The organism is Pseudomonas sp. Tn43 (genome assembly GCF_014192635.1).
GTDB lineage: Bacteria > Pseudomonadota > Gammaproteobacteria > Pseudomonadales > Pseudomonadaceae > Aquipseudomonas.
Window position 1 is genome coordinate 282,032 of sequence record NZ_JACHYG010000003.1, and the last position, 24,581, is coordinate 306,612.

Genomic DNA, 24,581 nt, shown 5'->3' on the forward strand with positions numbered 1-24,581 from the left:
GCCGTTCGCTGAAGCGACGAACGAAGTCGCGAAAATTCACACAAGCCCGCTAGAATCCTTCAAAAATCACAAAAACCATTTGGCACGTTGAAGCAGAGAACCAAGGATATGGGGCAAACAGCGGCAGCAGACATCACCACAATCGGCCGGATCAGTGCGGTGCCGGCGATTCTTCAGGTGATCAGTGAGTTGACCGGCTTGCGGTTCGCGGCAGTAGCCCGGGTCACTGAAGATTCCTGGACAGCCTGCGCGGTGCTTGATCGACTGGATTCAGGTTTGAAGGTGGGCGATAAACTGGACCTGGTGCCTACCCTGTGCAACGAAGTGCGCCAATACCAGCGCTCGGTGATCATCGACAACGCCAGTGAAGATCCGCTCTACCGCGATCAGTACACGCTGAGTAACTGTCCATTTGAAAGCTACATTGCCGTGCCGATTGTGCGCACCGACGGACGTCTTTTCGGCAGCATCTGCGCCCTGGACTCTCATCCTGCGCCGCTCAAGTCCAGCACAATCCTGAGCACCATGGAATCGTTCGCCCGAATGCTCGCGCTGCAAATCGAAGCAGAAGAAACCCGGCAACAGACCGAAGCGGCGCTGGTCCAGGAACGCCGAACCGCCGAACTGCGCGAACAGTTCATCGCCGTGCTTGGCCATGACCTGCGCAACCCCTTGTTCGCCATCAGCGCCGGCGCCGAAATGCTCCTGCGCAAACTTTCCGACCCCGCCAATGAGCAGCGCGCCCGACACATCCTCACCAGCGCCCGACGGGCAACCAAACTGGTGGACGATGTGCTGGACTTTGCCCGGGGGTCATTGGGCCGAGGCATCCCGGTGAACATCGAGCCATGCCCAGACCTGAGAGATGCGTTGCGGCACGTGATTTCCGAGATCCAGAGCATTCACCCCAAACGCATCATTCAGTCGTCGATTGGCGACTTGAACAACATCAGTTGCGATCGCGAACGGGTCGCGCAATTGCTATCCAATCTGGTAGCAAACGCCGTTGTCCATGGAGATCCCCACGGCCCGATCGAAGTCAGTGCAAAGGTCAAGGAAGGACACTTTGTGTTGAGCGTGAAGAACCAGGGGCTGATTGCCGAGGATGCGCTACCGCACCTGTTCCAGCCCTACTCGAAGCCAACTGGCGGATCACCGCAGGCCGGGCTCGGGCTAGGGTTGTACATTGCCAGTCAGATTGCGCAGTCTCATGGGGGGCGGCTTGATGTGAAATCAACTCCGTCCGAGGGGACGGAGTTCATGTTTACGCTGGCGTTGGCACAGTAGCCTCAACGCTCTCCGTTAGCGTGGCTGACGGACGATTGGCTGTTAAATACCTCCACCTTGCAACGGAAAGAATCTGAGGTGGAGGTCGTTCCGTCCAGATGTTTGATCACGTAGAAAAACTCCCCCGTGCCAGCGATTAGAGCGAGTTTCTCTTTACTCAAAGAAACGTGCACAGGAAAGGAATCACCTTCTCGATAGACGTGAGAGGCAACCTCGATGTTGCCGCACGATACTGTGATTCTTTCGCCTGCTTTAAAATGTTCACGTGCCGGAACGACCACTTTCGGAATCAGCGGGTCTGCCTGGTTAACGTAAAGAACAACAATCTGACCGCCGACAAGTGTCATTGGGCTCAATGTTTCGATCATCGCAACCTCCTTGTGAAAGTACTGGCGGGTCAAATAGGCGCGCCAGGCGTTATGTAGCGCTGCGTGAAAAAACTTGTCTACTGTCAGAAATTACAGGTTGCGGCTGAATCAGGTGACGCAACCGAACGTATTCGATCAACGGTCACCTGAGCATTGCGTATGCCTTAATTTTCAGGCGGACGTGCTGAAAAGCGCGCCGGGCATATTGCCCATTTCACTAGGCACTCAACCGCGCCGTCACTTCATTCAATTGCCCCGACAAGCCATGCAGATTGTGGCTTGCCGCTTCGGTGCGCTGCACGTTGTCCAGGTTGGTACTGGCGATGCTGGTGATTTCGGTGAGGTTGCGCGAAATGTCTTCGGCCACTGACGTCTGTTCTTCGGCGGCGGTGGCGATCTGGCGGTTCATGTCACGAATGGCTTCCACGGCATGGGTGATGCGCTCGAGCATGGCGCCGGCCTGGGTCACTTGCTCGACGCTTTCTTCGCTGCGCGACTGGCCGCTTTCGATCGCCTGGGCCGCGTCCATCGCACCGGTTTGCACGGTTTGAATGATCTGGTTGATCTCGATGATCGACGCTGCCGTGCGCTGGGCCAGGCTGCGCACTTCATCGGCGACCACCGCAAAACCACGCCCGGCTTCACCGGCACGGGCCGCTTCGATGGCGGCATTGAGCGCCAGCAGGTTGGTCTGCTCGGCGATGCCGCGAATCACTTCCAGCACTTTACCGATGCGCCCGCTGTCGGCTTCCAGACGACGGATGACCGTGGCGGTGTTAGCGATTTCGCCGCGCATTTGGGTGATGGTGTGAATGGTGCCCTGCATGACTTTTTCGCCCTGCTGGGCGGATTGATCGGCGTCATCGGCCGCCCGTGCCGCGTCCGCTGCGTGGCGCGCGACTTCTTGCGCGGTGGCGGACATTTCGTTCATCGCCGTGGCCACTTGATCGGTGCGATTGAATTGCTCGTTGGTGCCGCTGGCCATGAGGCCGGCAATCGAATTCAGCTCACCGCTGGCGCTGTCCAGATCCGTCGCGCTGCGCTGCAAACGGTTGAAGGTTTCGGCGAGGAAATCGCGCAAGGTGTTGGCGGCTCTCGCCAGGTTGCCCAATTCATCCTGACGATGGCTGGCCACGCGCTCGGCGAAGCGCCCTTGGCTGAGTTGTGCCACGTAGTCGATCAGCTTGCGAATCGGTTCCACCAGGTTGCGGTTGACCAGCCACAGACTCAACAGGCCAATCAGCAGGCCCGATACCAGCATCACCACAAGCCCCAACCACACCGTCCGATCGGCGCTGGCGCTGATCAGCTTCGATTGCTCGGTGCCCTGCTTGCGCAACTCACTGACCAACTCGCTCATCTGCTCACTGGCTGCACGGTCCACACCCTTGACCGCGTTGTCGCCGGCTGTCGGGTCGGCACCGGCGGCCACGTAGGCGTCACGGCCCTTCTGATAGGCCACCCCTAATACACGATGCTCTTCACGCAGGCGTTCGATGCGAGTCTTGAGTTGCGGCTCGATGCCCTTCTGCCCGGCCAGTTCACCGAGGATGCCCTGCACATCGCGCTGACGGTCCTCGAACTGCTTCCAGTATTTGTCCAGGTTCGCAGGTTCCTTGCCGCGCAGCAGAACGTTTTTCCACTCCTGAACCTGCACCTTGAATTGCAGGTTGGCTTCATCGATCAATTGCGAGGTGTGCAACGGACCTTCAATCAGGTTCGCGTAGTTCTGAACGCCATTGGACAGGAAGTGAAAGCAGGCCAAAGCGATCAGCAACATCGCCAACAGGCTGCCGCTCAACAGGGCGAGGATTTGCGCTCTCAGGGATTTTTGCAAAAACATTCGAGTGGTATCTCATGACAGGGATAAGGCACGCCCAAGTGGCGTGCAAGATGTCCGGACATCCCTGTCAGCGACGCTGGTTCACCACCAGCATCGCAAGATCGACATCAGCGTCATCGGCGGGCCAGAGCCTTTCTTGAGCCCTTCCGACCATCGGTAAGAGGCCGGATTTGCGGCGCCCTCCTGGCACAAAACCTTCAAGGCAGATTGCGATGATGCGGCTCAAGCGAACCAACCTCGCAAGCCCTGCGCACCACCAGCCGCTCACGCATCACGTCATAACCCCAGTGGTACACGTAGGTGTAGGGCAGGAAAAACAGCAGCACGCCGATGTCCAGCAGCAATGCCTGCCACAGGCTGACCTGCAAACACCAGGCAATCAACGGCACACCGAACGCCACCAGGCCGCCTTCGAACAACAGCGCATGCACCCCACGCACCCAAGCGCTACGCACAATCGCCAAGCGCTTGAGCAACCGGTCGAACAGGCCGTTGAAGACCACGTTCCAAGCCAGCGCCAGGGCTGCAATGGCCAGGGTGACCGCACCCATTTCCAGCATGGGTTTGTCCATGATCCAGGCCAGCAGCGGGGTACAGATCAATATCGCCAGCAGTTCGAAACCGATGGCCTGAAAAATTCGTTCAGTGATGGATTTGTTGGCGTTCATGGCCAGGACTCCCCTGAGTGACTGTGGTTGCCATGATCGGTGGTCACGCCGATACTTCATAACCAATAACCATCGACCAAGGCGATAGTTCATGGCTTCCCACGAAGTGCTGCTGGCGTTTGTCCAGGCGGCGACTCAAGGTTCGTTTTCCGCCGCGGCGCGCAAGCTCGGTCGCAGTCAGTCGACCATCAGCGCCGCGGTGGCCAGCCTGGAAATCGACCTTGATCTCGTCCTCTTCGACCGCAGCAGCCGCAAACCGAGCCTGACCCCGGCCGGGCATGTCATGTTGCAACGGGCCGAAGAAATTCTGGCCGCCACCAGCCGTCTGGAAATGACCGCCAGCCAACTGTCCCAAGGCGTCGAGCCGAAGCTGACGGTGGCAATATCCGACACCTATCAGTCCGACCGTTTTGAAGCAGCGCTCAGTGCTTTTGAGCAGCGCTATCCCGACCTGGAACTGGAATGCCTGATCGCCGAATGCGATGACTTGGTGGCATTGGTGCAACGGGGTCGAGCGCACGTTGCCTTCGCCGAGAAGCAGGACAGTTACCCACCAGACCTGGTCAGTTCGACGGTGGACGAGCGCACGGAAATCGCTCTGTTCGTGTCCCACGCTCACCCGTTGGCGAAACTGACCGACATCGATCAGGACGTGCTGCAACAGCACCGTGAGCTGCGTCTGGCGACGATCGTCAATCCGTATGAAAGCCGGGCGAAGGGACGTGTCTGGTCGGCACCCAGTTACCTGATGCTGCTGGAAATGGCCCAGGGCGGATTCGGCTGGGCGCCGTTGCCTCGGTGGTTGGTGGGGCGGTTCGGGGCTGGCTCATTGGTGGAACTGAATGGGCGCGGCTGGCCGAAAACGGTGTACGTCGATGCGCTGTGGTCGCGGCTGCATCCACCGGGGCCGGCGGGGAGTTGGTTGCTTGGCAAGATGTTGGAGTGAAGGTCTTGCGGGCCCCTTCGCGGGCAAGCCTCGCTCCTACAGATTCGGGTCGAGTCGCAGAGGTGTGATCAACTCAATCCTGTAGGAGCGAGGCTTGCCCGCGAAGGGGCCCGCAAGATCACATCACTCCAACGCCCGCAGCCGCCCCTCGATAAACCGCCGCTCCGGCACTTGCTGCGTCAATTCCAACGCCCGCTCATACGCCGCTCGCGCCTCATCCACCCTCCCCAACTGCCGGCAAAATTCTGCCCGCGCCGAATGCGCCAGGTGGTAATCCAGCAATTCGCCCCGCGCCAGAATCCCTTCGACCAACATCAAACCCGCCAACGGGCCATCGCGTTTGGCCAGCGCCGCCGCGCGGTTGAGTTCGATCACCGGTGACGGCACGGCCCGCAGCAGCACGTCATACAGACCGACAATCTGCGGCCAGTCCGTCTCCGCCGCCGTGGGCGCTTCGGCATGCACCGCCGCAATCGCCGCTTGCAGGCAATAAGGCCCGAAACGCCGCGTTGTCAGCGCCCGCTCCACCAATGCGCAACCTTCGGCAATCAACTCGGCGTTCCACAATGAGCGATCCTGTTCATCCAGCACAATCAGTTCACCGCTCGATGAAGTCCTGGCCAGACGCCGGGACTCATGCAACAGCATCAGTGCCAGCAACCCCATCACCTCCGGTTCGGGGAGCAATTCCATCAACAACCGGCCGAGACGAATCGCTTCACGCGTCAGGTCTTCGCGGGTCAATTCGTTGCCGATGGACGCCGAGTAGCCTTCATTGAACACCAGGTAAATCACCCGCAGCACACTGTCGAGACGTTCGGGCAATTCCGTCAGTGTGGGCACCTGATAAGGGATTTTCGCGTCACGAATCTTCGCCTTGGCCCGCACGATGCGCTGGGCGATAGTGGCGGGCGCCGAGAGAAAAGCCCGGGCGATTTCCTCAGTGGTCAGGTCGCAGACTTCGCGCAGGGTCAACGGCACTTGAGCGTCCGCCGCCAATGCCGGGTGACAACAGGTGAAGATCAGCCGCAAGCGATCGTCTTCCACGTCTTCGTCACTCCAGTCAGCCTGCTCCAGCGCTTGCAGTTGAGCGATCAACATCGGTCGGGACGCATTAAAACGCGCGCGTCGGCGCAACACATCGATGGCCTTGAAGCGCCCGGTGGACACGAGCCAGGTGCGCGGGTTGTCCGGCACACCGTCACGCTGCCAGCGTTCGACCGCGACGAAGAACGCCTCGTGCAGCGCTTCTTCGGCGAGGTCGAAATCGCCGAGCAGACGGATCAAAGTCGCCAGAATCCGCCGCGACTCTTCGCGGTAGACCTGCTCGACTCGCGCCCGTACCGATTCGCCGGGCATCAGTGCGGCGTGCCTTCGGCGGGCTTTCGTTGCTGGGATGGCAGACTCATCAAAACACTCCCGTTGTACCGGTTATTCAAGGATTCAACTGACGAACAGGCCGCACCTCGACACAGCCGACCCGGGCCGCCGGAATATTGCCGGCGACCTGCAGGGCTTCATTGAGGTCCTTGGCATCGATCAAATAGAAGCCAGCCAATTGCTCCTTGGTTTCAGCGAACGGACCATCGGTAATCGACATCTTGCCGTTGCGCATGCGCACGGTGGTCGCGGTCTGTACCGACTCCAGCGCTTCGGCGGCGAGCATCCGCCCACTGCCCTGGATCGACTCGGCGTAGGCCATGCATTCAGCGTCCTTGGGGCTGTCGGGCAGCGAGTGCAACTCGTGCTCGTTGCTGTAGACCAGGCATAAATACTTCATGGGGGCTCTCCATTTCTTGGGGACTGTGCCCTGATCGAACGGATCAACTATGGCTGCAGATGGGTGCTTTGGCGCTGCTTTCCGATAAACAGCCCAACGAATCAGATCGAGCGTCAGGGTTCCAGATTGAACAGGGTCGCGCCGCTCGTCATGTCGAACGGTGCCGACCAATGTTCGTGAACGATCTGCCATAAGCCCGCTTCCTGGCGGTAGCACGCGGTGACGCGCATCCAGCAGGCCTGGGTTTCACCCTTTTCATTGGTGCCGCCGCAATGCGCCAGCCAGTGAGCGAAAGCGATCTCCTGCGACGACACGATGTCGACCTCGTGGAACTCGAAAATGTGCGGGCCAGGGCACATCTCCATGCATTCCTGCCAATGCGCCCGGTAAGCCTCCTTGCCCTTGAATTGCAGGGCTTTGACCGCGTCGAAGGAAACGATGTCATCGGCGTACAGGGCCATGACCTTTTCCACGTCCTTGGCCATGACTGCCTGGCGATAGGTATCGATCAGGCTACGAATCTGGGTCTGAGCATTCATGATGGTTCTCCGTGTTTTTTTTGTTGAAGACACCCTTAGTCGACTGACGATCCGCCAAATCGACAACGGAAATAAAAATAATCCATGGGAGCAAATTCGCTAGAATCCGAAGCTCATTTCCGTTGGAAAAAGGACACTCCAGTGACAGCCCGACTCGTTCCTTACGAAAGCCTGAGCGCCCTGCAGCGTCAACAGGTCGAGGCAATCGAAATCCACGCCGAACAAATCCGGTTCTCCGGCGACATTCATGGTGCATTGCATACTTTGCTGTCCAAGCCTGGCCCCGGGGTCAAAGGCTTCGCGCTGCTGGTTGAGGATGCTCCGGTGGCCTTCCTGCTGCTCAAGCGCCCGCCGGTGCTGCCGGACTGGGCCGACGAACACAGCGCCACTTTGCATGCCCTGCAAGTTGATCGCCGAGCCCAGGGCAAAGGCTATGGCAAAGCCTGCCTGCAAGCCCTGCCCGAGGCGGCGCGCCAGGCCTGGCCGGAAATCAAAGGACTGGAGTTATCGGTGGATGCGGACAATGAATCGGCCATCGCGCTGTATGCCAAATACGGCTTTGTCGACAGCGGCGAAGCGTACAAAGGCCGGATCGGTTATGAACGGCGGATGGGGCTGGTTTTCTGATTCGTAAAGGGATGAACGATGTTGAATTCAATCGAAGCGCTGGAAGCGATCTACGGCCTGCCCCATGACCGCGCGGTGCGCAAGCAGATCCCGTTTCTAAACGAGGACTATCAGGCGATGGTCCGCGCCTCGCCACTGGTGATTATCAGCTCGGTAGGCCCCGACGGCCTGGACGGCTCGCCGCGTGGCGATACGCCGGGTTTCGTGCGGATCGTCGATGAACGCACGCTGGCGATTCCGGATCGACCGGGCAACAACCGCATCGACACGCTGCGCAATGTCGTGCTCGATTCGCGGGTATCGCTGCTGTTCATCATCCCGGGGATCGGCGAGACACTGCGGGTCAACGGCACAGCCCAGATCAGCGCCGAGCCCGAGTTGCTGGAGAGTTTTGCAGTCAATGGCAAACCGGCGCGCACGGTGATGCTGGTGACGGTGCAAGCGGCGTATTTCCACTGCTCGAAAGCGATTGTGCGTTCGGATCTGTGGAACCCGCACAAACACCTCGAACGCTCTGCGCTGCCGACTGCCGGGGCATTTCACAAGCGCCTGAACGATGGACTGTTCGATGCCGAGGCGTATGACCGGGAAGCACCGGTGAGAGTGCGAGATAGTCTTTACTGATACGACGCCCCCAACTTTACTCCTACAACCTCTCGGGCTATGAACTGTAGGAATAATCTTCCAAAGAAAAAACAAAGTTTCTTTCCTGGATTGAATACCTGGAAATCAATCCCTGTAAGACACTTCTGATTTTTTGTATAAGTATTGACGACCTGCGCATATCGACACTAGGGTTCAGTACATGAGTACTATTACTTCTGAGCGGTGAGACGGGCCCAAGTAAAATACTTGCCACTATTCCTTTGGAGTGAAGCCTCTCACAACTTACAAAACCATTGCACAGGGAGTATTAGGCAATGACCGCGCTCATAAAAACTTCGCAATCGAAAATATTTGACAATGAAATCTCCATATTAGATGGAAAAATCTCAATCCCAAAAAAATATCTACGCGAAAGAGTTTTTTTAGAAAGCACAAGCATTCTCGTTATTTCAGGTTCTTTAATCGAGGGGATTGGGACCATTCATTCCGATATCGACTGCATTATTCTATGCGATCAACGACCTAAAGCTAACAACATCAAAAACAGCCAACACGCCTTGGTTACAGATATAAACTACCACTACATCTCCCAAGATGAAGAGGTTCATAACACAACAGATTTTTACGGTAACACCAGCATCCACATTGATGCTGACTATATAACATTTTCCGAGCTGGAAGATATTATTAAGAAGATCGAGAAAGCATTTGATGAGATCACTTATGATCAGCGCTTCCTCTATGGCCCAGTGTTGTCAAACACTGAAAACAACGTCATTCATAGATCATTAATTGGGCATGCATTGGAGAACGAGGAGAAATTCAATCAATTGAAGTCCGAGATACCTCTGGAGAAACACATTTATGTAGCTCATCGTGAAAAACTTCCCGTATTTTATGCATTCCAGGATGTTCAAGGCTGTTGGCAGTCGGGAAACCTTTGGATGGGTTGTGAGATAGCCCGGGATATGATGCTAAAGACAACAATGAGCTTTACCTACTTAACAGGCACAACAAACAAGCACTACAAGTGGGTTTATTCAAACATGTTCAGAGTTAATGGGTTTGATGAAATTAAAAATAGATTCTTTACCTTGTCCAGACAGGGGGCGGTCACAGAGGCTGAATGCCGATCATACATTCAAGAAACGCTGGAATATATGGACCTGGTATTTCTAGCAATCGAAGAACTGCTAAAAAAATACAAAATTTACCCATCAACACAAAAGTCTCTTTCCGCACTGGATAAAGAATTCAACAAACGAAAACAAACAAAACACAAAATATCGATGTGCGAGTACTACTTCAGGAAAAAATATTTTGCTGCGGAAGGAACACCCTCTTTAATCAGCCTACTTAAAGAATGGGATTGAAAGAGCGACTTACAAACAAACACGGGTGATCAAACATGGAAATTACCCGAATAGCTATTCCACTGATACTTTCCAGACTTGGGGAGATGATTGCATCACTACTTTACTTTTCCTTTATTGGACATTTTATAGTTGATTCACTTAGCTATGCCTCACTCGCATGGGCATTAATTTCTTTTATAACAGTAGTAGGTATTGGATTTTTCTCAACATCGCTGGTAAAAATAGCTGGGTCGACTGACTTAAATGCGAACAGCATTGAACTCGATTTAATTATTTCATTTAGACTTGCAATCCTACTTGGCACAATCATTGTTTTTTCTATATACATATTGACCACTGGCGCATCAATACTATTTATAGACAACGGCAACCTAGAAGAACTCAAAGTATTACTAGTACTTTCACTTTCCATTCCAGCCTTATACTTACAGATAGTTATTTTCAATTTTTTCAACGCTATCAAAAAAGCTCAATACGAGTTGATATACACATGGCTATTCAATGCCACTCTTGCTTTAATCTGCATCTTTTTTGCTTCGACGAAATCATACACAAATATAACTCACTTCGTACTCGCATATTCTGGTTTAAGGTGTTTCTTTGCTGGCCTTGCGTTCGTTTTTTTTAATTTAAAAATCCATCAATATATCTCCCAATTTAGGCATTCACGAAACATCCCGGCCACGGCATATGTCAATTACTTTACTAATGGCCTCCCAATGGCACTTTGTTTTGGCGGTGAAAGCTTGCTATTTTTCATTCTATCTTTCATCTCAAAAAGCTTAGACGATACAAGCTTATCCGCGTATCAGGCGTCGCTCCATTTTTTAAGCATCGTATACATGGTCTCAATTGGAGCGGGAAATGCTACTGGAATAGTTGTCGCACGGCACTATACCGCAATGGACTTCAATTCATTGAGCACAGCCTATGCTCAAGGAGTAAAGTTCGGCTTCTTCATACTGACTCCATTTTTGCTAGCTTGTTTTTTCTTAAAGGAAGATATATCAGCAATCTATACGTCCGATGCAACGACGAGGCGAATGATTGAGGGCAATATCCTGACATCAATTCCATTTTTAGTATTTGAATACGTTTATGTTGTGACGCGAATGACGTTAAGAAGTATGGGAGATTTTTGGGTTCCCACGCTATTTACTATATTGCTACTCAATATCCTTGGCTTAATTCTTTCTGTCGGACTACTATCGTTTTATGAACATAGCGTCAACTCCATATTCCTAGCACTAGTGTTTTGTTCGTTTTTTTTGATGTTGTTTCTACTTTGGCGCCTAGGAAGCATTTTATCTGGATAAGGCATTAGATTAGATGCGGTATAAAGCTCGATGTTTAAAGTGAGTTTTCAATCTTGCACATTATCTCGAGGACGCAACTATGAATCACGCAAATCCCGTTCCACCCTCACTAAATCAGCGCACCAAGTCCATAACTATCATTAGCGAGCATCATGGTTGGCGAACATTGAGCGGTGTACAAACCAGCGACTATTACACTTATCGTAACGCCATACTTGATGGCTGCCATCTTCAAAGGGCTTCTTTCGATCTCAGACACCCAGAAGAAATGATCTGTGACTTGAGCAACCTCGAGCCAATTTATAATGGCATGTCCGATGAAAACATCGTGCTTATATGGAACCACTTAAACTTAAGCACAAACAAAATCAAATTAAGAGAGGTACGTAGAATCAAAGGAGATGGGCTATCTCCAGAAATAGCCATTTCTGGCCCATCAAAACCGATCCTTGGCAATTTGAAAAAATCACTTATTAGCGAGGCATTTGCACACCTTCATAATGATAAATTCTCAGTTCTCACGAAAGAAACTAGTCGAGGCATTACCAAGAGCAGATTACTTATAAATACAAATAATGAAACCATGGAATTCCATAATAGATTCTGCGCCTTCTATAGCAAATATATATCCCATGAACATTGGGACAGTAGTTCCATTCTCAACACAAGATTTGTTTACGAGGATCATGCAATTTGGTCCAAACTCGAAAAAATTGCAAAAAATAAACTATTTTTACTATCGGCGGGATTACCGCTTGCCCTTGGCTACTTGGCGGCAACTGGAGATCATAATATTTTCTTTTCTGAAGTGCATCGGCAAAACGACTCTAGCCTTCTGAGTAGAGATGACGCTTTTCAAGATATTTTCCCTACCCCCACCTCATCGGACGGACCGTGGCTGATTATAGATAAAGCCTATACCGGAGGTAGTCTCAGGCAGGCGGCAAATATGATTAGAAAAAAATTTGGTTATGACGTCGAAGTCAAAACTGTAGCGCTATTCCCAAAATCACTCAGCGCCTTCATGAGCGCGGATTACGCTGTTTATGCTGGAAAACTATTTGAAGTCAAGTCTCATGCCCCACGATTAGACAGGGACCATTGGCACATACAATTAATAATGGAATAGTCGATATGAGACCATTATTTAGACGCGAGCACGTTCCCGAGTTAGAAGAATGCCTCTACGAGGCTAGAAAACAATTACGTCGTTATTGGGCGGGAACCCTGGCTTGCCTCCCAGATTCCAACACAAGAAACAACCGTTGGGATAACTCGCAAACCCCGTACGACTTAGATTGCCAGAGAATACTATATGACTGTCTTTCTAAGATAAGCATACGAGTCACGATATATTCTGAAGAGAACACTTCAGCGGTCACATATGGTGATATTGGAGATTTCTACCTGCTTATAGACCCTCTAGATGGAACGCACAACGCAGTTTTAGGATTTCCTGCTTATACATCTAGCGTGGCACTTTACCATGAGGGAGCCTATGTCTTTGGTTGGATTTATGATTTTTCAAGAGATTTAGTATATACCGCCGCATTAGGTGAGGGAGCTTATCTTCAGTCATCGATTATTGTAAAAAGACTTCAGACTCGTAAAGTTAATCGTATGGAAGACATGTGTATTTCTTTCCACCGTCCCAAAGAGGATAGAGAGAAAGTTATAATTGAAAAGCTTATATGGATAGCAAGTAAAGTCCGCGTTTACTCATGTTCCTCATTGGAAATTTGCCTTATTGCTGCAGGAGTTCTTGATGCCTTTATTGATATCGACACACCAGGACATGAGCGTAGTTGCGATATTGCCGCAGCAGAGTTGATTTTGAGAGAAGCAGGAGGTGCGCTATTTGATAGGACAGGACACTCTAGACTTCCCCTACCTCCTTCGCCGGCTTCTCTTTCAGACAACGGAACTTTGATTGCCTTATCCTCCGCAAAACTGATACGACTTTTTCTGTAGTGCAAGATCAACTTAACTGGAGACAAGCAGCATGCTAATCGAAACTGTAAGTCTGAAACTTGAATTATTGTGCAATGGGGTAAGTTTCACCAAGGACTTTCTAGAATATTATCAAGCTCGAACAGATCACATCGAAAAAAGACGACCCTATGGGACAGGTGACAGCATCATTCTTAATTCGAGCACTCGCACGCCGCAAGAAATCATTCTTGACAGGCAGATTATCGCAGCTGCAAATTACAATCCGGACTCAGACTACCGCATAACCTTAGAGCAAGAAACTCCTGTGCTCAAGCATGGAAATAGAACGATGAGAATTACATTTCCAAATAGACCTAGATCTTATGGAAAATATTTGAGCAATGGCGAGCTCTTTGAGAAACATATCACCGCCTATGGAGATTCGACACTCGGAATTTTTTCCCCTGGTCACTGTTATTACTTTAATGATGGAAATGAATGCAAGTTCTGCTCTTTGGGATCAGCAAGAGAAACCCTGTCTGATCACAAAATGCGAATAAAGGGCGATATAGCGGGCGAAGCAGTAACTATGGCCATCAAGGAGGAAAATGGTCGATATAAGAGAGTGCTATTAAACGGTGGCACAATTCCAAACTATGACAAAGGATACTCAATACATTTGGATTTACTGGAACAGGTAAAAAATACAAACCTGCAAAGCAGTTTAGAGTATCACTTAATTTCTATGCCTCCTAAGGACTTTCGTCTTTTTGATCGATTCAAGAAAATTGGCAACAATATGTCAATGAGCCTAGAGGTATTCAACCCGGATTTATTTTCAGAAATTTGCCCAGGGAAAGCTCGTGATTATACCCGCGAACGTTTCTTAGCCGCTTTTGAGGCCGCAGTGGATGTTTTAGGTCGTGGCAACGTATATGCAGGATTTGTCGCCGGCATGGAGCCACTAGAGTCAATTATTGAGGGCATCGAGTATTTTGGAGATATGGGAGTTGTACCTGCTGTTGCTGCATTTCACCCTGACGCCGGCTCGCAATATTATAACAGGCAGCGACCCTCAGTAGATTTCCTAATGAAGCTTGGAAAGAAAATGTCAGAAATATATCGCAAAGAAGGGTTTCAACCATTAATTGAGGGGAGCGGGAGAAACTCGTTAGATACCGAAGCCTATTTGGGAGGATTTTTATGAATTTGCCAACTGCGAGGAAAGCTATATTTATCGCATTTGAAGGCACTGACGGCGCAGGAAAATCTACAGTTGCAAGGGCAACATATGACAAGGTTTTTGAGTCCTATCCCAAATTGAATTATATAGATAAAAATCGACCACCTGTATCATCAGGGCATACGGAGTTTCATATGTCCCGCATACGTGAAATCCTTTGGGATTACCCGGACAATGCCCCTCTGGACCAATTAGGCGACAGGCATTGGATAAGCTTAATTGCCGCGTGGTTTCAAGCCACAGATTATGCCGCCATCAGGCCGTTGATGAAGGCTGGTAATAGTTGCATAGCAGATGGTTGGTACTACAAATACCTGGCACGCTTTTTACTTAAAGAAACATACTTGGCTGAAGAGGCATTAGCGATATTTTCAACAATTAGAAAACCTGATGCCGTCATTTTTTTGGATGTCGACCCAGTTCTTGCAGCGAAAAGAAAAGGATCTTTTCGTCTTAGCGAGAGTGGGGCCTATGATGGCGGTAATGAAGATCGACTTAAAAGTTTCATCGCGTATCAAAATCGAGTTCGATCCAGTTATGAACAATGCGGTTTGGCAAATTGGGTAAGGATCGATACGACCGACCTTAGTGAGGAAGCCGTACTCGATAGAGCGGTGAGTGCAGTAAAAAATATATTCAGCAAAACATAGAGCACAGCAGATGAGGGCTGCAATCTTCAGTGTGCGAAGATCAGCCTTGCCGGTAAGGCAAGGCAGTCTTCGCCTCTTCCGCATACCCCATCACCCCGACCCGCTCACGCTCAAGGAAGTCTTTCACCGCCGACTTCAAGCCCGGGTGGCGCAGGTAATGCCAGGAATGGGTAATCACCGGCTCAAAGCCACGAATCAACTTGTGCTCGCCCTGTGCGCCGGCGTCGAAACGCTGGAAGCCGTTGGCAATCGCGTAATCCATACCTTGATAGAAACAGGTCTCGAAGTGCAGGCGATCAAACTCCGCCAGGCAGCCCCAGTAACGGCCATAGAAGCTGTCGCCACCGACCAGGCTGAAGGCCATGGCCACCGGTCGTGAGCCTTGTTTAGCCAAAACCACACGAATCGATTCCGGCATGCGCTCGGCCAACAGACTGAAAAACTCCCGCGTCAGGTACGGCGCCTGACGACGCACCGCGTAGGTATTGGCGTAGCACGCATACACAAAGTCCCATTGCGCCTGATCCAGTTGCCGTCCTTCCAGCCATTCGAAGTCGATGCCCTGCCCCGCCACTTGCTCACGCTCCTTGCGCATTTGCTTGCGTTTGCGCGAACTGAGAGCGTCGAGGAAGTCCTGAAAATCCCGATAACCGCGGTTCTGCCAATGGTACTGACAGCCAATGCGCTGCAACCAGCCAGGCTGTTGGGCCAATGCCGCGTCGGTGAATGAATCGGTGAAGTTGATATGGGCGCTGGAGAGGCCTTCGATTTCCAGATAACCCGGCAGGCTCTGCAGGAGTTCGAAACCGTCCTCGATCGTCGCCGCCAGCAATCGCGGCCCGCTGACCGGGCTGAACGGCACCGCCGTCAACAGCTTGGGGTAATAGTCGATGCCGGCACGCTCACAGGCTTCGGCCCAGGCATGGTCGAACACGTACTCGCCGTAGGAATGCCATTTTCGGTAACTGGGCAGCGCGGCGATCAGGCGATCGCCTTCAACATGCAACAGATGCTCGGGCTGCCAGCCGGAATGCGGGCCGAGGCTGGCGCTGTCTTCCAGCGCACTCAGAAAGGCATGACGCAGAAACGGCTGAGTTTGCGGTACCAGCACGTCCCAGGTATGTGGCGCGATTTCGGACAGACTTTCCAGACGTTGCAGCGGCATTGGTATCCCCGAGCATCATTTTCTACAGATGGGAGGAGTATCGCTTATCTGATGCCTGACCCGAAAAAAAACCCCGCCGAAGCGGGGTTAAAACGAGAGGAGCTTTAACGGATGAAGAAAGAGCTCTTACAGCGGTTATTGCGATTTAGAACACGTATTGAGCGCGAACCACGAAGCCGTCACCGCTGTCATCACCCGTACGACGTGCCGGGGTAGTACCGCTGGCTGCAGTGGCATTGGTCACGTTGTCCGTCTTGGCCTTGAGGTAGGCGCCAGTGATTTTCACCGCTTCGTTGGCGTACCAGTTGACGCCCAGGGTGTGCACTTGGGCTTCGGCATCGCCGACATCGCGGGTCAGGCTGGCGGTGGTGATGTTGTCGTCTTCGACGGTCAAGCTGTCGTAACGATAGAACAGCTCCCAAGCGCCGATAGATTTGTTGGCTGGCTTGATCGCATCGAACTTGCCGACTTTATAGCCACGGGCTTCGCCGGTGAGGGTGTAGGCACCCTGAACATAGAAACCGTGACCTTTGATGTCTTCACGGCTGCTGTCATCGGCCTTGGTTTTGCGGGCGATGTATTCACCCTGAATCGAGGCCGGGCCCATGGCGAATGCGGCTTCCAGGCCGTAAGCATCGTCACGGTCATAGGAGCCGGCCGGCGACGAGGAACTGCCGCCCAGCACCGGACGGTTGCCGTTGGTGCCAGCATCGTTGCCACCGAGGGTTTCGACGCCACGCATGCCCATGCGGGTGCGATAACGCGAGTCGAACGCCGTGTCCGAGACGTCACGGGAAGCCACGTTCACACCAAAGTGCAGCACGTTACCGGCGTCATGCAATGGCGCGAAAACAAAGCGGCCGTTGGCCTGTTTAATGCTGTTGCCATCAGTGTCGTCGGTGTCTTTGCTAAACACGCCGGCGGAAGCGTAGAACGAATCAGCGAAGGTGCTGGAGGCTTGCAGGCCCAGGCCATTCTGGTGGCTGTTGGCCCAATCGACCATGTCGTACGCCATGTTGCGTTCTGGCGCAGTGACCCATTTGGAGCTGGTGGCTTTTTCCAGGCCGAAGTCCGGGTCGAAACGACCGACTTTGATCGAGACCGGTTTGAAGCCGTTGTAGGCCAGCGACGCTTCGTCGAAGTAACCGTTATCGGAATCACCGCTGTTATGCGAGAAGTCGTAGTTGATGCTGTAGGCCCAATCCGTGTACAGCACACCAGACAACTCCAGGAACCCACGACGGATGTAGGCCGCGTCAGCGGTATCGCCGTTTTTGGTGTAGACGCCATCGAACTGGCTGTAGTCAGCCTGCAAGCGACCGCCGAGTTTGAAGCTGAATTCTTTATCGGTGGTGGCGACTTCAAGGCCGCCCTTGGTTTTGACTACGATATCGGCGCCGTCAGTGGTGACGGTGCCAGCGAAAGCCTGGGCGGTTACTGCCATGGCCAATGCGCTGGCGGCAAAACCGGCGAAGTGCTTACGGATCATCGAAGAGTTCCCCTAATTGGTAGTCTGTAGCTTGGAAACACGCGGGTTTGGCCCCCGCTTGTGTTGGGAGGGAATCTTGGAGACGGGGTATTTCAGCCGGGTTGCTGATAGATAAAGATTTGATGACAGGGGAACTTTTTTACTTCGAATCGAAATAACAAAAAAACAGCATCAAGGGATGAGCTGCAAGCCGCAAGCTAGAGCGGCTGGAGGGGTGTGTTACGGACGGGGAAACTACGGTTTGTTCTTCAGTCGTTCGTTGGCGAGTCGTTCAGCCAGCGCATCCAGATCAGGTACAGAAGGTTCAGGCATCAGTTTCAGGGTGGCCTGCATCAACCGCATTTGCCGAATGAACCGTCGGCAATGGCGACAGAACATCAGATGATGGCGCATCATCAGTCGCTCTCGAAAACTCAATTGGCCATCGAGATAATCACTGGAGCGCGCCACTTGTTCCTTGCAGGTCAACATTCGCCGGTTTCCTCAAAATGCTCCACGGTCGCAAAGACCTTCAATCGTGCCCGATGCAGCAGCACACGAGCATTGGAGAGCGAGATCTCCAGAAGATTACAGATCTGCTCCAACTCAAGCCCCTGACGTTCACGCAACAGCAAGACACTGCTCTGCAGTTCCGACAGGCTGAGCAACGTGTGCTCCAGACATTCGCGCAACTCGTTTTCGGTCAGCAGCGCCTCTGGCGTGTCCTGATGCCAGGCGAACGGCGCCACCAGCCAATGCCCATCCGTCGATGAAAAACGATCGTCACCGAGGGTGCCGTGAGGCGACGGCAGGTCATCGAGCAGCACTTCCCGGCGGTTTTGCTTGTAGCGGCTCTTGGCCGAATTGGCGGTGATGGTCAGCAGCCAGGTCTTGAGGCTCGAACGCCCCTCGAACCCGCCCAGATTGCGCACCACCGACAGCCAGGCGTCCTGGACCACTTCGTCGGCGTGTCGGTTGCCGACGATGGCATAGGCCACCGCGCGCATGGCGCTCTGATAAGTGCTGACCAGTTCCTTGAAAGCCTTCTGCTCGCCCGCCAGCAGGCGTTCGAGCAATCGGGTGTCGTCAGCTGCAGCCATGCAAACCTCGTTTCAGATCCATCGATGCTCCAGCATCAGACAACATTGTGGCGAGGGGGCTTGCCCCCGTTGGGTGGCGAAGCCGCCCCAAATCTGCGGCCCCGGCTTATCAGTTATACCGAGTGCGCTGGTTTTACGACTGCTTCGCAGCCGAACGGGGGCAAGCCCCCTCGCCACAACAGCCCTCTCACCACAACAGTCCTTCGCCACGACAGCCTTCTCACCACAAGCTCACTCGCCATGTAAGCATCAGCGCTTGCGCAATATCACACTACCGATCGAGTAGCCGGCGCCGAACGAGCTGAGGACCGCCAGCGAACCGCTGACCAGATCGTCCTGGTTTTTGTGAAACGAAATCACCGAACCGGCGGAACTGGTGTTGGCATAGGTGTCGAGAATCACCGGGGCTTCTTCTTCGGTGGCTTCGCGGCCCAGCAGCTTCTTGACGATCAGGTGGTTCATGCTGAGGTTGGCCTGATGCAGCCAGAAGCGCTTCACGTCGCTGACGTTGAGCTGGTTTTCTTCCAGGTGCGTGGCAATCAGCTCGGCGACCATTGGGCAGACATCGCGGAACACCTTGCGGCCTTCCTGCACGAACAGTTTGTCGGGGGCACCGATGCCCTCTTCCGCAGCGCGGTTGAGAAAGCCGAAGTTGTTGCGAATGTTATTGGAGAACTTGGTCAGCAGTTTGGTGCTGACCACATCGAACTGGTATTGGGATGTCGCCAGATCGGCACGTTCGATGATCACTGCGGTGGCGGCGTCGCCGAAGATGAAGTGGCTGTCGCGGTCGCGGAAATTCAGGTGACCGGTGCAGACTTCCGGGTTCACCATCAGGATCGCCCGGGCCTGGCCCAGTTGCACGCTGTTGGCCGCAGCCTGGATGCCGAAGGTCGCCGAGGAACAGGCGACGTTCATGTCGAAACCGAAACCCTGGATACCCAGCGCTTCCTGGACTTCGATGGCGATGGCCGGGTAGGCGCGTTGCAGGTTGGAGCAGGCGACGATCACACCATCGATGTCAGCGGCGGTCTTGCCGGCACGCTGCAAGGCTTGCTCGGCCGCGCCGATGGCCATCTGGCAAAGCACCGACCACTCGTCGTTGGAACGTTCTGGCAGGCGTGGTGCCATGCGTCGCGGATCGAGAATGCCGTCCTTGTCCATGACAAAGCGGCTTTTAATGCCGGAAGCTTTTTCGATGAACGCTGCGCTGGATTCGGTCAATGCCTGGATTTCGCCACGCGCGATGGCGTCGGCGTTGTCGGCATTGAACAGCGCGACGTAAGCATTGAAAGACTGCACCAGCTCTTCGTTGGAAATGCTGTTGGCCGGGGTGTACAGGCCGGTGCCGCTGATGACGACGTTATGCATGGTCGTTTCTCTAATCCGTTCAGGCAGAAAGCGTTGGCACCGACGTACCAACACACAAAGGGTCTATTCCAGGCTCCGGACGCAAACCTGGCATCGCTTTATTCCGATCCGCCCGGCCCGTGAAGGCTCAAAACCGCGGGACTGGCGTTTATAGGCGCGAAGTTTGCCATAAACGCTGGCTTTTGGCGCCTTTTGCAAGAGCGCGATGTAATGCGATACCGGGTAGGAGCTGCCGAAGGCTGCGATCTTTTGATCTTTCTTTGTCGCGACACTAGAAGATCAAAAGATCGCAGCCTTCGGCAGCTCCTACGATAGACCGCAGGCGATCAAGGGGATCGTGTTTAGGGCTCGACCTGGCTCCATTGCTTGTTCAGGCGCTTGTCGGAGATCGGCACTTTGGTCCCCAATTGCTGCGCGAACAGCGAGACCCGATATTCCTCCAGCCACCAGCGATAGAGCTCCAGCTGCGGATCGCGCTTGCCTTCCTGGGCGTGTTTGTTGGCGCGGGTCTGGTATTGGGACCAGAGTCCGGACAATTCACCGCTCCAGACCCGGTCTTTCTGCACCTGAGCGCCGAGTTTTTCGAAACGTTGCTCGACGGCCTTGAGGTAACGCGGCAGTTCCTTGAGCCACGGCATCGGCGTTTCGCGCACGAACCCCGGATACACCAGATGGCTGAGCTGCTGCTTGATGTCGTTCAAGGCCACGGCTTGCGCCAGGTCGATCTTGCCCTTGAAGCGTTTTTGCAGGCCGTGCCACAGCTTGAGAATCTCCAGCGTCAGCCTGGCCAACCGCTCAGCGTGCTCGGTCCAGCCGCCGCGTTTGCGCTCGGCCAGCGACGCCAGCCCGGCGCCATCGCGTGGCAACGGGTCTTCGCCCTCAAGAATGCAGCTGTCGAGGCTGGCCAGCAGAATGTCTTCCACCAGGCTGTCGACACGCCCCATGTCGCGGTACATCAGGCCCAACTCGGTCAGCCCCGGCAACTTGCTGCGCAGGAACTTCGCCGGTTCCGCCAGTTGCTGCATCAGCAAACGCTGCAACGCCCGGCGATGCTGGAACTCGGCTTCGGCCGGGGTCGAGAATCGACCTTCCTTGACGGTGCCGGCCTCTTCGACCAGCGCCGGATACACCGTCATCGATAGCCCGGCGATTTTCTGCCGGGTTTTCTCGGCCACGGCGGCAAAGACTTTCGGCTCCACCGGTTGTTGGCTCTTCGCACTTTGCGGTACAGCCAACGCAGCCTGGCTGGCCTCGGCAAAGCGTGCGGTCAGCTCGGTCAGGTCACGGCCTTCGCCGAGGAACTTGCCCTGACCGTCGACGATTTCCAGGTTCATCCGCAAATGGCTTTCGACCTGCTGCGAGGCTTCGGCCCAGGCTTCATCGCTAACCCGCGCACCGGTCATGCGCAGCAACTCGCGGCCCAGCGCCTGAGGCAATGAGCCCTCGGCAAATGTGATGCGTTGCAATGCGGCTTTGACGAAGTCCGGCACTGGCACGAAATTCTTGCGCAGCGCCTTGGGCAGATTGCGCACCAGCGCAATGCATTTGGCCTCGATCATCCCTGGCACCAGCCATTCCAGACGTTCCGGCGGCAGCATCGGCAACAGCGGCGCTGGCACGCGCAAGGTCACGCCATCACGCGGATGGTTGGGCTCGAAGTGATAACTGAGGGCCAGTTCCAGATCGCCGATGTGCAGCGTGTCCGGGTAATGCGCGGCAGTGACTTCGCTGGCTTCGCGGGCCAGCACGTCTTCTTCGCGCATGATCAACAGCTGCGGGTCTTTCTGGCTGTTGACCCGGTACCAACTGTCGAAGGTCGCGCTCTGGTGAATCTCTGCCGGCAACCGCGCATCGTAGAAGGCGAACAGGGTTTCTTCGTCCGCCAGAATGTCCCGGCGACGCGCCTTGGCTTCCAGTTCATCCAACTGCTCCAGCAATCGCTGGTTGGCCGTCAGACATTTGGCTCTGGACTGAATCTCGCCACGCACCAGACCTTCGCGAATAAACAATTCACGAGACACCACCGGGTCGATCGGCCCGTAATGCACCGGCCGGCGACCCACCACGATCAGCCCGAACAGGGTGATTTGCTCGAAGGCCACGACCTGTCCGCGCTTCTTCTCCCAGTGGGGTTCGAAGTGGTTTTTCTTGACCAGGTGCCCGGCCAGCGGCTCGATCCAGTCGGCGTCGATCTTGGCGATCATTCGCGCGTAGAGTTTGGTGGTTTCCACCAGTTCGGCGGTCATCAGCCATTGCGGACGCTTCTTGCCCAGGCCCGACGAGGGGTGAATCCAGAAGCGCCGCTGACGGGCACCGAGGTAATCGCCGTCTTCGGTTTTCTGGCCGATCTGGCTGAGCAGGCCGCAGAGCACGGCTTTGTGCAGTTTCGGGTAATCCGCCGGCTCCTTGTTGAGGCTCAACTGCAGGTCGCGGCAGATCAGGCTCAACTGACGATGGGAGTCGCGCCACTCGCGCAGGCGCAGGTAATTGAGGAAATTCTTGCGGCACCAGTTGCGCAGCGGGCTGGCCGTCAGGGCTTGGCGCTGCTCTTCAAAACCACGCCACAGATTGACCAGCCCGGCGAAGTCCGAGTCCACGTCTTTCCACTGCGCGTGAGCTTGATCGGCGGCTTGCTGACGTTCCGGCGGACGTTCGCGCGGGTCCTGAATCGACATGGCGCTGGCGACGATCAGCACTTCCTGCAAGCTGCCAAGTTTCGCCGCTTCCAGCAGCATTCGGCCCATGCGCGGGTCCACCGGCAGCCGCGCCAGTTGGCGACCAAGCGGCGTCAACTGACTGTTGCGGTCCACCGCCGAGAGCTCTTGCAGCAGGTTGAAACCGTCGCTGATGGCCTTGCCATCCGGCGGCTCGATAAACGGGAAATCGGTGATCTCGCCGAGGCGCAGATGAAGCATCTGCAGAATGACTGCGGCGAGGTTGGTCCGCAGGATTTCCGGGTCGGTAAATTCCGGGCGGCCGATGAAATCTTCTTCGCTGTAGAGGCGGATGCAAATGCCCGGCTCGACCCGCCCGCAACGACCTTTACGCTGGTTGGCGCTGGCCTGGGAAATGGCTTCGACGGGCAGGCGCTGTACCTTGGCGCGGTAGCTGTAGCGGCTGATGCGCGCGGTGCCGCTGTCGATCACGTAACGAATGCCCGGCACCGTCAGCGAGGTTTCGGCGACGTTGGTCGCCAATACCACCCGACGTCCGGGGTGGGACTGGAAGATCCGCTGTTGCTCGGCCGGCGACAGTCGCGCGTACAAAGGCAGAATCTCGGTATGTTTGAGCTGAGCCTTGCGCAGCATGTCCGCTGCATCGCGAATCTCGCGCTCGCCGGGCAGGAACACCAGCACATCGCCCGGACTCTTGCGCTCACTGCGTTCGAACGCGGCAATTTCGTCCAGGGCGGCAAGAATCGCCTGATCCACGGTCAGGTCATCCTCGACGCGGTTGCCCTCCTCGTCCTGCTCAAGAGTCAGCGGGCGATACCAGGTTTCTACCGGAAAGGTGCGACCGGACACTTCGACGATTGGCGCATCGTCGAAGTGTTTGGAGAAACGCTCCAGGTCGATGGTGGCCGAGGTGATGATGACTTTCAGGTCCGGACGACGCGGCAGCAGGGTTTTCAGGTAACCGAGCAGGAAGTCGATGTTCAGGCTGCGTTCGTGGGCTTCGTCGACGATGATCGTGTCGTAGCGCTCGAGGTAGCGGTCGTTCTGGGTTTCCGCCAGCAGGATGCCGTCGGTCATCAGTTTGATCAGGGTGTTGGCATCGCTCTGATCCTCGAACCGCACCTGATAGCCGACCAGTGCGCCCAACGGCGTCGCCAATTCTTCAGCGACCCGGCTCGCCACACTCCGGGCGGCGATTCGACGGGGTTGCGTGTGGCCGATCAGACCGTGCTGGCCACGACCGATTTCCAGGCAGATCTTTGGCAACTGGGTGGTTTTACCCGACCCGGTTTCACCGGCAATGATCAGCACCTGATGCTTGAGCAGCGCTTCCTTGATTTCGTCGCGCTTGGCGGCGATCGGCAGGCTGTCGTCGTAACGAATCACCGGCAGGCTGGCACGCCGTGCCAACACCTGATCGCAAGACGCCTGCGTGCGTGTTACCCACTCGGCGAGTTTGGCCTCGTCAGGTTTCTTGCGCAGCTCCAGCAACTGCCGCCGCAACCGATGGCGGTCGGCGAGCATGGCGTGATCGAGGTTTTTCAGCAGTTTGTCGATTGAAGGCGATTCGTCAGTCATCAGGTACGCAAAAGTCGTCTAGTGGCGCAGGGGGCGGATTGTC

At 54.6% G+C, this 24,581-nt stretch carries 22 protein-coding genes; 10 read left to right on the top strand and 12 right to left on the bottom strand.

Going from position 1 to position 24,581, the window contains the following annotated elements; translation table 11 throughout:
- The first annotated feature begins 108 nt into the window (after positions 1 to 108).
- Positions 109 to 1,287 carry a GAF domain-containing sensor histidine kinase gene (locus FHW68_RS09795; RefSeq protein ID WP_183680180.1) on the top strand — a complete coding sequence of 393 codons (1,179 nt, stop codon included), beginning with the start codon at positions 109 to 111 and terminating at the stop codon, positions 1,285 to 1,287.
- Positions 1,288 to 1,289: 2 nt separating this feature from the next.
- Here FHW68_RS09795 and FHW68_RS09800 read toward each other — a convergent pair whose 3' ends face one another.
- The 3 genes from FHW68_RS09800 to FHW68_RS09810 all read right to left on the bottom strand — a co-directional run bounded on the left by FHW68_RS09800 (position 1,290) and on the right by FHW68_RS09810 (position 4,166).
- On the bottom strand, positions 1,290 to 1,655 hold the full coding sequence (locus FHW68_RS09800) for a hypothetical protein (protein WP_183680182.1): 366 nt from the start codon (positions 1,653 to 1,655) through the stop codon (positions 1,290 to 1,292).
- Between the two features lie 217 nt (positions 1,656 to 1,872).
- Positions 1,873 to 3,498 (bottom strand): methyl-accepting chemotaxis protein, encoded by a 1,626-nt coding sequence (locus tag FHW68_RS09805; RefSeq protein WP_183680184.1) that lies wholly within the window; start codon positions 3,496 to 3,498, stop codon positions 1,873 to 1,875.
- A 197-nt stretch (positions 3,499 to 3,695) separates the two neighbouring features.
- Entirely contained in the window at positions 3,696 to 4,166 is a 471-nt protein-coding gene (locus FHW68_RS09810) for a multidrug/biocide efflux PACE transporter (RefSeq protein WP_183680185.1), read from the bottom strand.
- 91 nt (positions 4,167 to 4,257) lie between these two features.
- On the opposite strand from FHW68_RS09810, the gene FHW68_RS09815 reads away from it, so the two are divergent.
- Positions 4,258 to 5,112 (top strand): LysR family transcriptional regulator, encoded by an 855-nt coding sequence (locus FHW68_RS09815; RefSeq protein ID WP_183680188.1) that lies wholly within the window; start codon positions 4,258 to 4,260, stop codon positions 5,110 to 5,112.
- A 123-nt stretch (positions 5,113 to 5,235) separates the two neighbouring features.
- Here FHW68_RS09815 and FHW68_RS09820 read toward each other — a convergent pair whose 3' ends face one another.
- The 3 genes from FHW68_RS09820 to FHW68_RS09830 all read right to left on the bottom strand — a co-directional run bounded on the left by FHW68_RS09820 (position 5,236) and on the right by FHW68_RS09830 (position 7,431).
- Positions 5,236 to 6,471, bottom strand: coding sequence for an RNA polymerase sigma factor (locus FHW68_RS09820; protein ID WP_183680190.1), 1,236 nt, complete (start codon positions 6,469 to 6,471; stop codon positions 5,236 to 5,238).
- 76 nt (positions 6,472 to 6,547) lie between these two features.
- Complete coding sequence (locus FHW68_RS09825; protein ID WP_095630900.1) at positions 6,548 to 6,892, bottom strand: YciI family protein; 345 nt, start codon at positions 6,890 to 6,892, stop codon at positions 6,548 to 6,550.
- 113 nt (positions 6,893 to 7,005) lie between these two features.
- Entirely contained in the window at positions 7,006 to 7,431 is a 426-nt protein-coding gene (locus tag FHW68_RS09830; RefSeq protein WP_183680192.1) for an SgcJ/EcaC family oxidoreductase, read from the bottom strand.
- A gap of 141 nt (positions 7,432 to 7,572) precedes the next feature.
- On the opposite strand from FHW68_RS09830, the gene FHW68_RS09835 reads away from it, so the two are divergent.
- The 8 genes from FHW68_RS09835 to FHW68_RS09870 all read left to right on the top strand — a co-directional run bounded on the left by FHW68_RS09835 (position 7,573) and on the right by FHW68_RS09870 (position 15,181).
- Positions 7,573 to 8,058, top strand: coding sequence for a GNAT family N-acetyltransferase (locus tag FHW68_RS09835; RefSeq protein WP_095630902.1), 486 nt, complete (start codon positions 7,573 to 7,575; stop codon positions 8,056 to 8,058).
- 18 nt (positions 8,059 to 8,076) lie between these two features.
- On the top strand, positions 8,077 to 8,682 hold the full coding sequence (locus FHW68_RS09840) for a pyridoxamine 5'-phosphate oxidase family protein (protein WP_183680194.1): 606 nt from the start codon (positions 8,077 to 8,079) through the stop codon (positions 8,680 to 8,682).
- A gap of 296 nt (positions 8,683 to 8,978) precedes the next feature.
- On the top strand, positions 8,979 to 10,037 hold the full coding sequence (locus FHW68_RS09845; protein WP_095630904.1) for a hypothetical protein: 1,059 nt from the start codon (positions 8,979 to 8,981) through the stop codon (positions 10,035 to 10,037).
- A gap of 35 nt (positions 10,038 to 10,072) precedes the next feature.
- On the top strand, positions 10,073 to 11,356 hold the full coding sequence (locus tag FHW68_RS09850) for an MATE family efflux transporter (RefSeq protein ID WP_095630905.1): 1,284 nt from the start codon (positions 10,073 to 10,075) through the stop codon (positions 11,354 to 11,356).
- 79 nt (positions 11,357 to 11,435) lie between these two features.
- Entirely contained in the window at positions 11,436 to 12,485 is a 1,050-nt protein-coding gene (locus tag FHW68_RS09855) for a hypothetical protein (protein WP_183680196.1), read from the top strand.
- 5 nt (positions 12,486 to 12,490) lie between these two features.
- Positions 12,491 to 13,327, top strand: coding sequence for an inositol monophosphatase family protein (locus FHW68_RS09860; RefSeq protein WP_095630907.1), 837 nt, complete (start codon positions 12,491 to 12,493; stop codon positions 13,325 to 13,327).
- A 31-nt stretch (positions 13,328 to 13,358) separates the two neighbouring features.
- Positions 13,359 to 14,495: a radical SAM protein gene (locus FHW68_RS09865; protein ID WP_183680198.1), complete on the top strand. Its 1,137-nt coding sequence runs from the start codon at positions 13,359 to 13,361 to the stop codon at positions 14,493 to 14,495.
- On the top strand, positions 14,492 to 15,181 hold the full coding sequence (locus FHW68_RS09870; protein ID WP_095630909.1) for a thymidylate kinase: 690 nt from the start codon (positions 14,492 to 14,494) through the stop codon (positions 15,179 to 15,181). Before FHW68_RS09865 ends, FHW68_RS09870 begins: the two co-directional genes overlap by 4 nt.
- 40 nt (positions 15,182 to 15,221) lie before the next feature.
- Here the strand turns inward: FHW68_RS09870 and FHW68_RS09875 are convergent, their stop codons facing one another.
- The 6 genes from FHW68_RS09875 to hrpA all read right to left on the bottom strand — a co-directional run bounded on the left by FHW68_RS09875 (position 15,222) and on the right by hrpA (position 24,538).
- Positions 15,222 to 16,346 (bottom strand): GNAT family N-acetyltransferase, encoded by a 1,125-nt coding sequence (locus FHW68_RS09875; protein WP_183680200.1) that lies wholly within the window; start codon positions 16,344 to 16,346, stop codon positions 15,222 to 15,224.
- Positions 16,347 to 16,491: 145 nt separating this feature from the next.
- On the bottom strand, positions 16,492 to 17,835 hold the full coding sequence (locus FHW68_RS09880; protein ID WP_095630911.1) for an OprO/OprP family phosphate-selective porin: 1,344 nt from the start codon (positions 17,833 to 17,835) through the stop codon (positions 16,492 to 16,494).
- 234 nt (positions 17,836 to 18,069) lie between these two features.
- A complete protein-coding gene (locus FHW68_RS09885) occupies positions 18,070 to 18,306 on the bottom strand; it encodes an anti-sigma factor (protein ID WP_183680202.1) in 237 nt (78 codons plus the stop codon).
- Positions 18,300 to 18,914 carry an RNA polymerase sigma factor gene (locus FHW68_RS09890; protein WP_095630913.1) on the bottom strand — a complete coding sequence of 205 codons (615 nt, stop codon included), beginning with the start codon at positions 18,912 to 18,914 and terminating at the stop codon, positions 18,300 to 18,302. The genes FHW68_RS09885 and FHW68_RS09890 overlap by 7 nt, the downstream gene beginning before the upstream one ends.
- A 249-nt stretch (positions 18,915 to 19,163) precedes the next feature.
- Complete coding sequence (locus tag FHW68_RS09895) at positions 19,164 to 20,285, bottom strand: beta-ketoacyl-ACP synthase III (protein WP_095630914.1); 1,122 nt, start codon at positions 20,283 to 20,285, stop codon at positions 19,164 to 19,166.
- Positions 20,286 to 20,626: 341 nt separating this feature from the next.
- Complete coding sequence (hrpA, locus tag FHW68_RS09900; protein ID WP_183680204.1) at positions 20,627 to 24,538, bottom strand: ATP-dependent RNA helicase HrpA; 3,912 nt, start codon at positions 24,536 to 24,538, stop codon at positions 20,627 to 20,629.
- Positions 24,539 to 24,581 lie beyond the last annotated feature (43 nt).

Excerpts from the sequence above, each read along its gene's own strand:
- FHW68_RS09795 (WP_183680180.1), top strand. The coding sequence starts at position 109 with ATGGGGCAAACAGCGGCAGCAGACATCACCACAATCGGCCGGATCAGT.
- FHW68_RS09800 (WP_183680182.1), bottom strand. The coding sequence starts at position 1,655 with ATGATCGAAACATTGAGCCCAATGACACTTGTCGGCGGTCAGATTGTT.
- FHW68_RS09805 (WP_183680184.1), bottom strand. The coding sequence starts at position 3,498 with ATGTTTTTGCAAAAATCCCTGAGAGCGCAAATCCTCGCCCTGTTGAGC.
- FHW68_RS09810 (WP_183680185.1), bottom strand. The coding sequence starts at position 4,166 with ATGAACGCCAACAAATCCATCACTGAACGAATTTTTCAGGCCATCGGT.
- FHW68_RS09815 (WP_183680188.1), top strand. The coding sequence starts at position 4,258 with ATGGCTTCCCACGAAGTGCTGCTGGCGTTTGTCCAGGCGGCGACTCAA.
- FHW68_RS09820 (WP_183680190.1), bottom strand. The coding sequence starts at position 6,471 with ATGCCCGGCGAATCGGTACGGGCGCGAGTCGAGCAGGTCTACCGCGAA.
- FHW68_RS09825 (WP_095630900.1), bottom strand. The coding sequence starts at position 6,892 with ATGAAGTATTTATGCCTGGTCTACAGCAACGAGCACGAGTTGCACTCG.
- FHW68_RS09830 (WP_183680192.1), bottom strand. The coding sequence starts at position 7,431 with ATGAATGCTCAGACCCAGATTCGTAGCCTGATCGATACCTATCGCCAG.
- FHW68_RS09840 (WP_183680194.1), top strand. The coding sequence starts at position 8,077 with ATGTTGAATTCAATCGAAGCGCTGGAAGCGATCTACGGCCTGCCCCAT.
- FHW68_RS09845 (WP_095630904.1), top strand. The coding sequence starts at position 8,979 with ATGACCGCGCTCATAAAAACTTCGCAATCGAAAATATTTGACAATGAA.
- FHW68_RS09850 (WP_095630905.1), top strand. The coding sequence starts at position 10,073 with ATGGAAATTACCCGAATAGCTATTCCACTGATACTTTCCAGACTTGGG.
- FHW68_RS09855 (WP_183680196.1), top strand. The coding sequence starts at position 11,436 with ATGAATCACGCAAATCCCGTTCCACCCTCACTAAATCAGCGCACCAAG.
- FHW68_RS09860 (WP_095630907.1), top strand. The coding sequence starts at position 12,491 with ATGAGACCATTATTTAGACGCGAGCACGTTCCCGAGTTAGAAGAATGC.
- FHW68_RS09865 (WP_183680198.1), top strand. The coding sequence starts at position 13,359 with ATGCTAATCGAAACTGTAAGTCTGAAACTTGAATTATTGTGCAATGGG.
- FHW68_RS09870 (WP_095630909.1), top strand. The coding sequence starts at position 14,492 with ATGAATTTGCCAACTGCGAGGAAAGCTATATTTATCGCATTTGAAGGC.
- FHW68_RS09875 (WP_183680200.1), bottom strand. The coding sequence starts at position 16,346 with ATGCCGCTGCAACGTCTGGAAAGTCTGTCCGAAATCGCGCCACATACC.
- FHW68_RS09880 (WP_095630911.1), bottom strand. The coding sequence starts at position 17,835 with ATGATCCGTAAGCACTTCGCCGGTTTTGCCGCCAGCGCATTGGCCATG.
- FHW68_RS09885 (WP_183680202.1), bottom strand. The coding sequence starts at position 18,306 with ATGTTGACCTGCAAGGAACAAGTGGCGCGCTCCAGTGATTATCTCGAT.
- FHW68_RS09890 (WP_095630913.1), bottom strand. The coding sequence starts at position 18,914 with ATGGCTGCAGCTGACGACACCCGATTGCTCGAACGCCTGCTGGCGGGC.
- FHW68_RS09895 (WP_095630914.1), bottom strand. The coding sequence starts at position 20,285 with ATGCATAACGTCGTCATCAGCGGCACCGGCCTGTACACCCCGGCCAAC.
- hrpA (WP_183680204.1), bottom strand. The coding sequence starts at position 24,538 with ATGACTGACGAATCGCCTTCAATCGACAAACTGCTGAAAAACCTCGAT.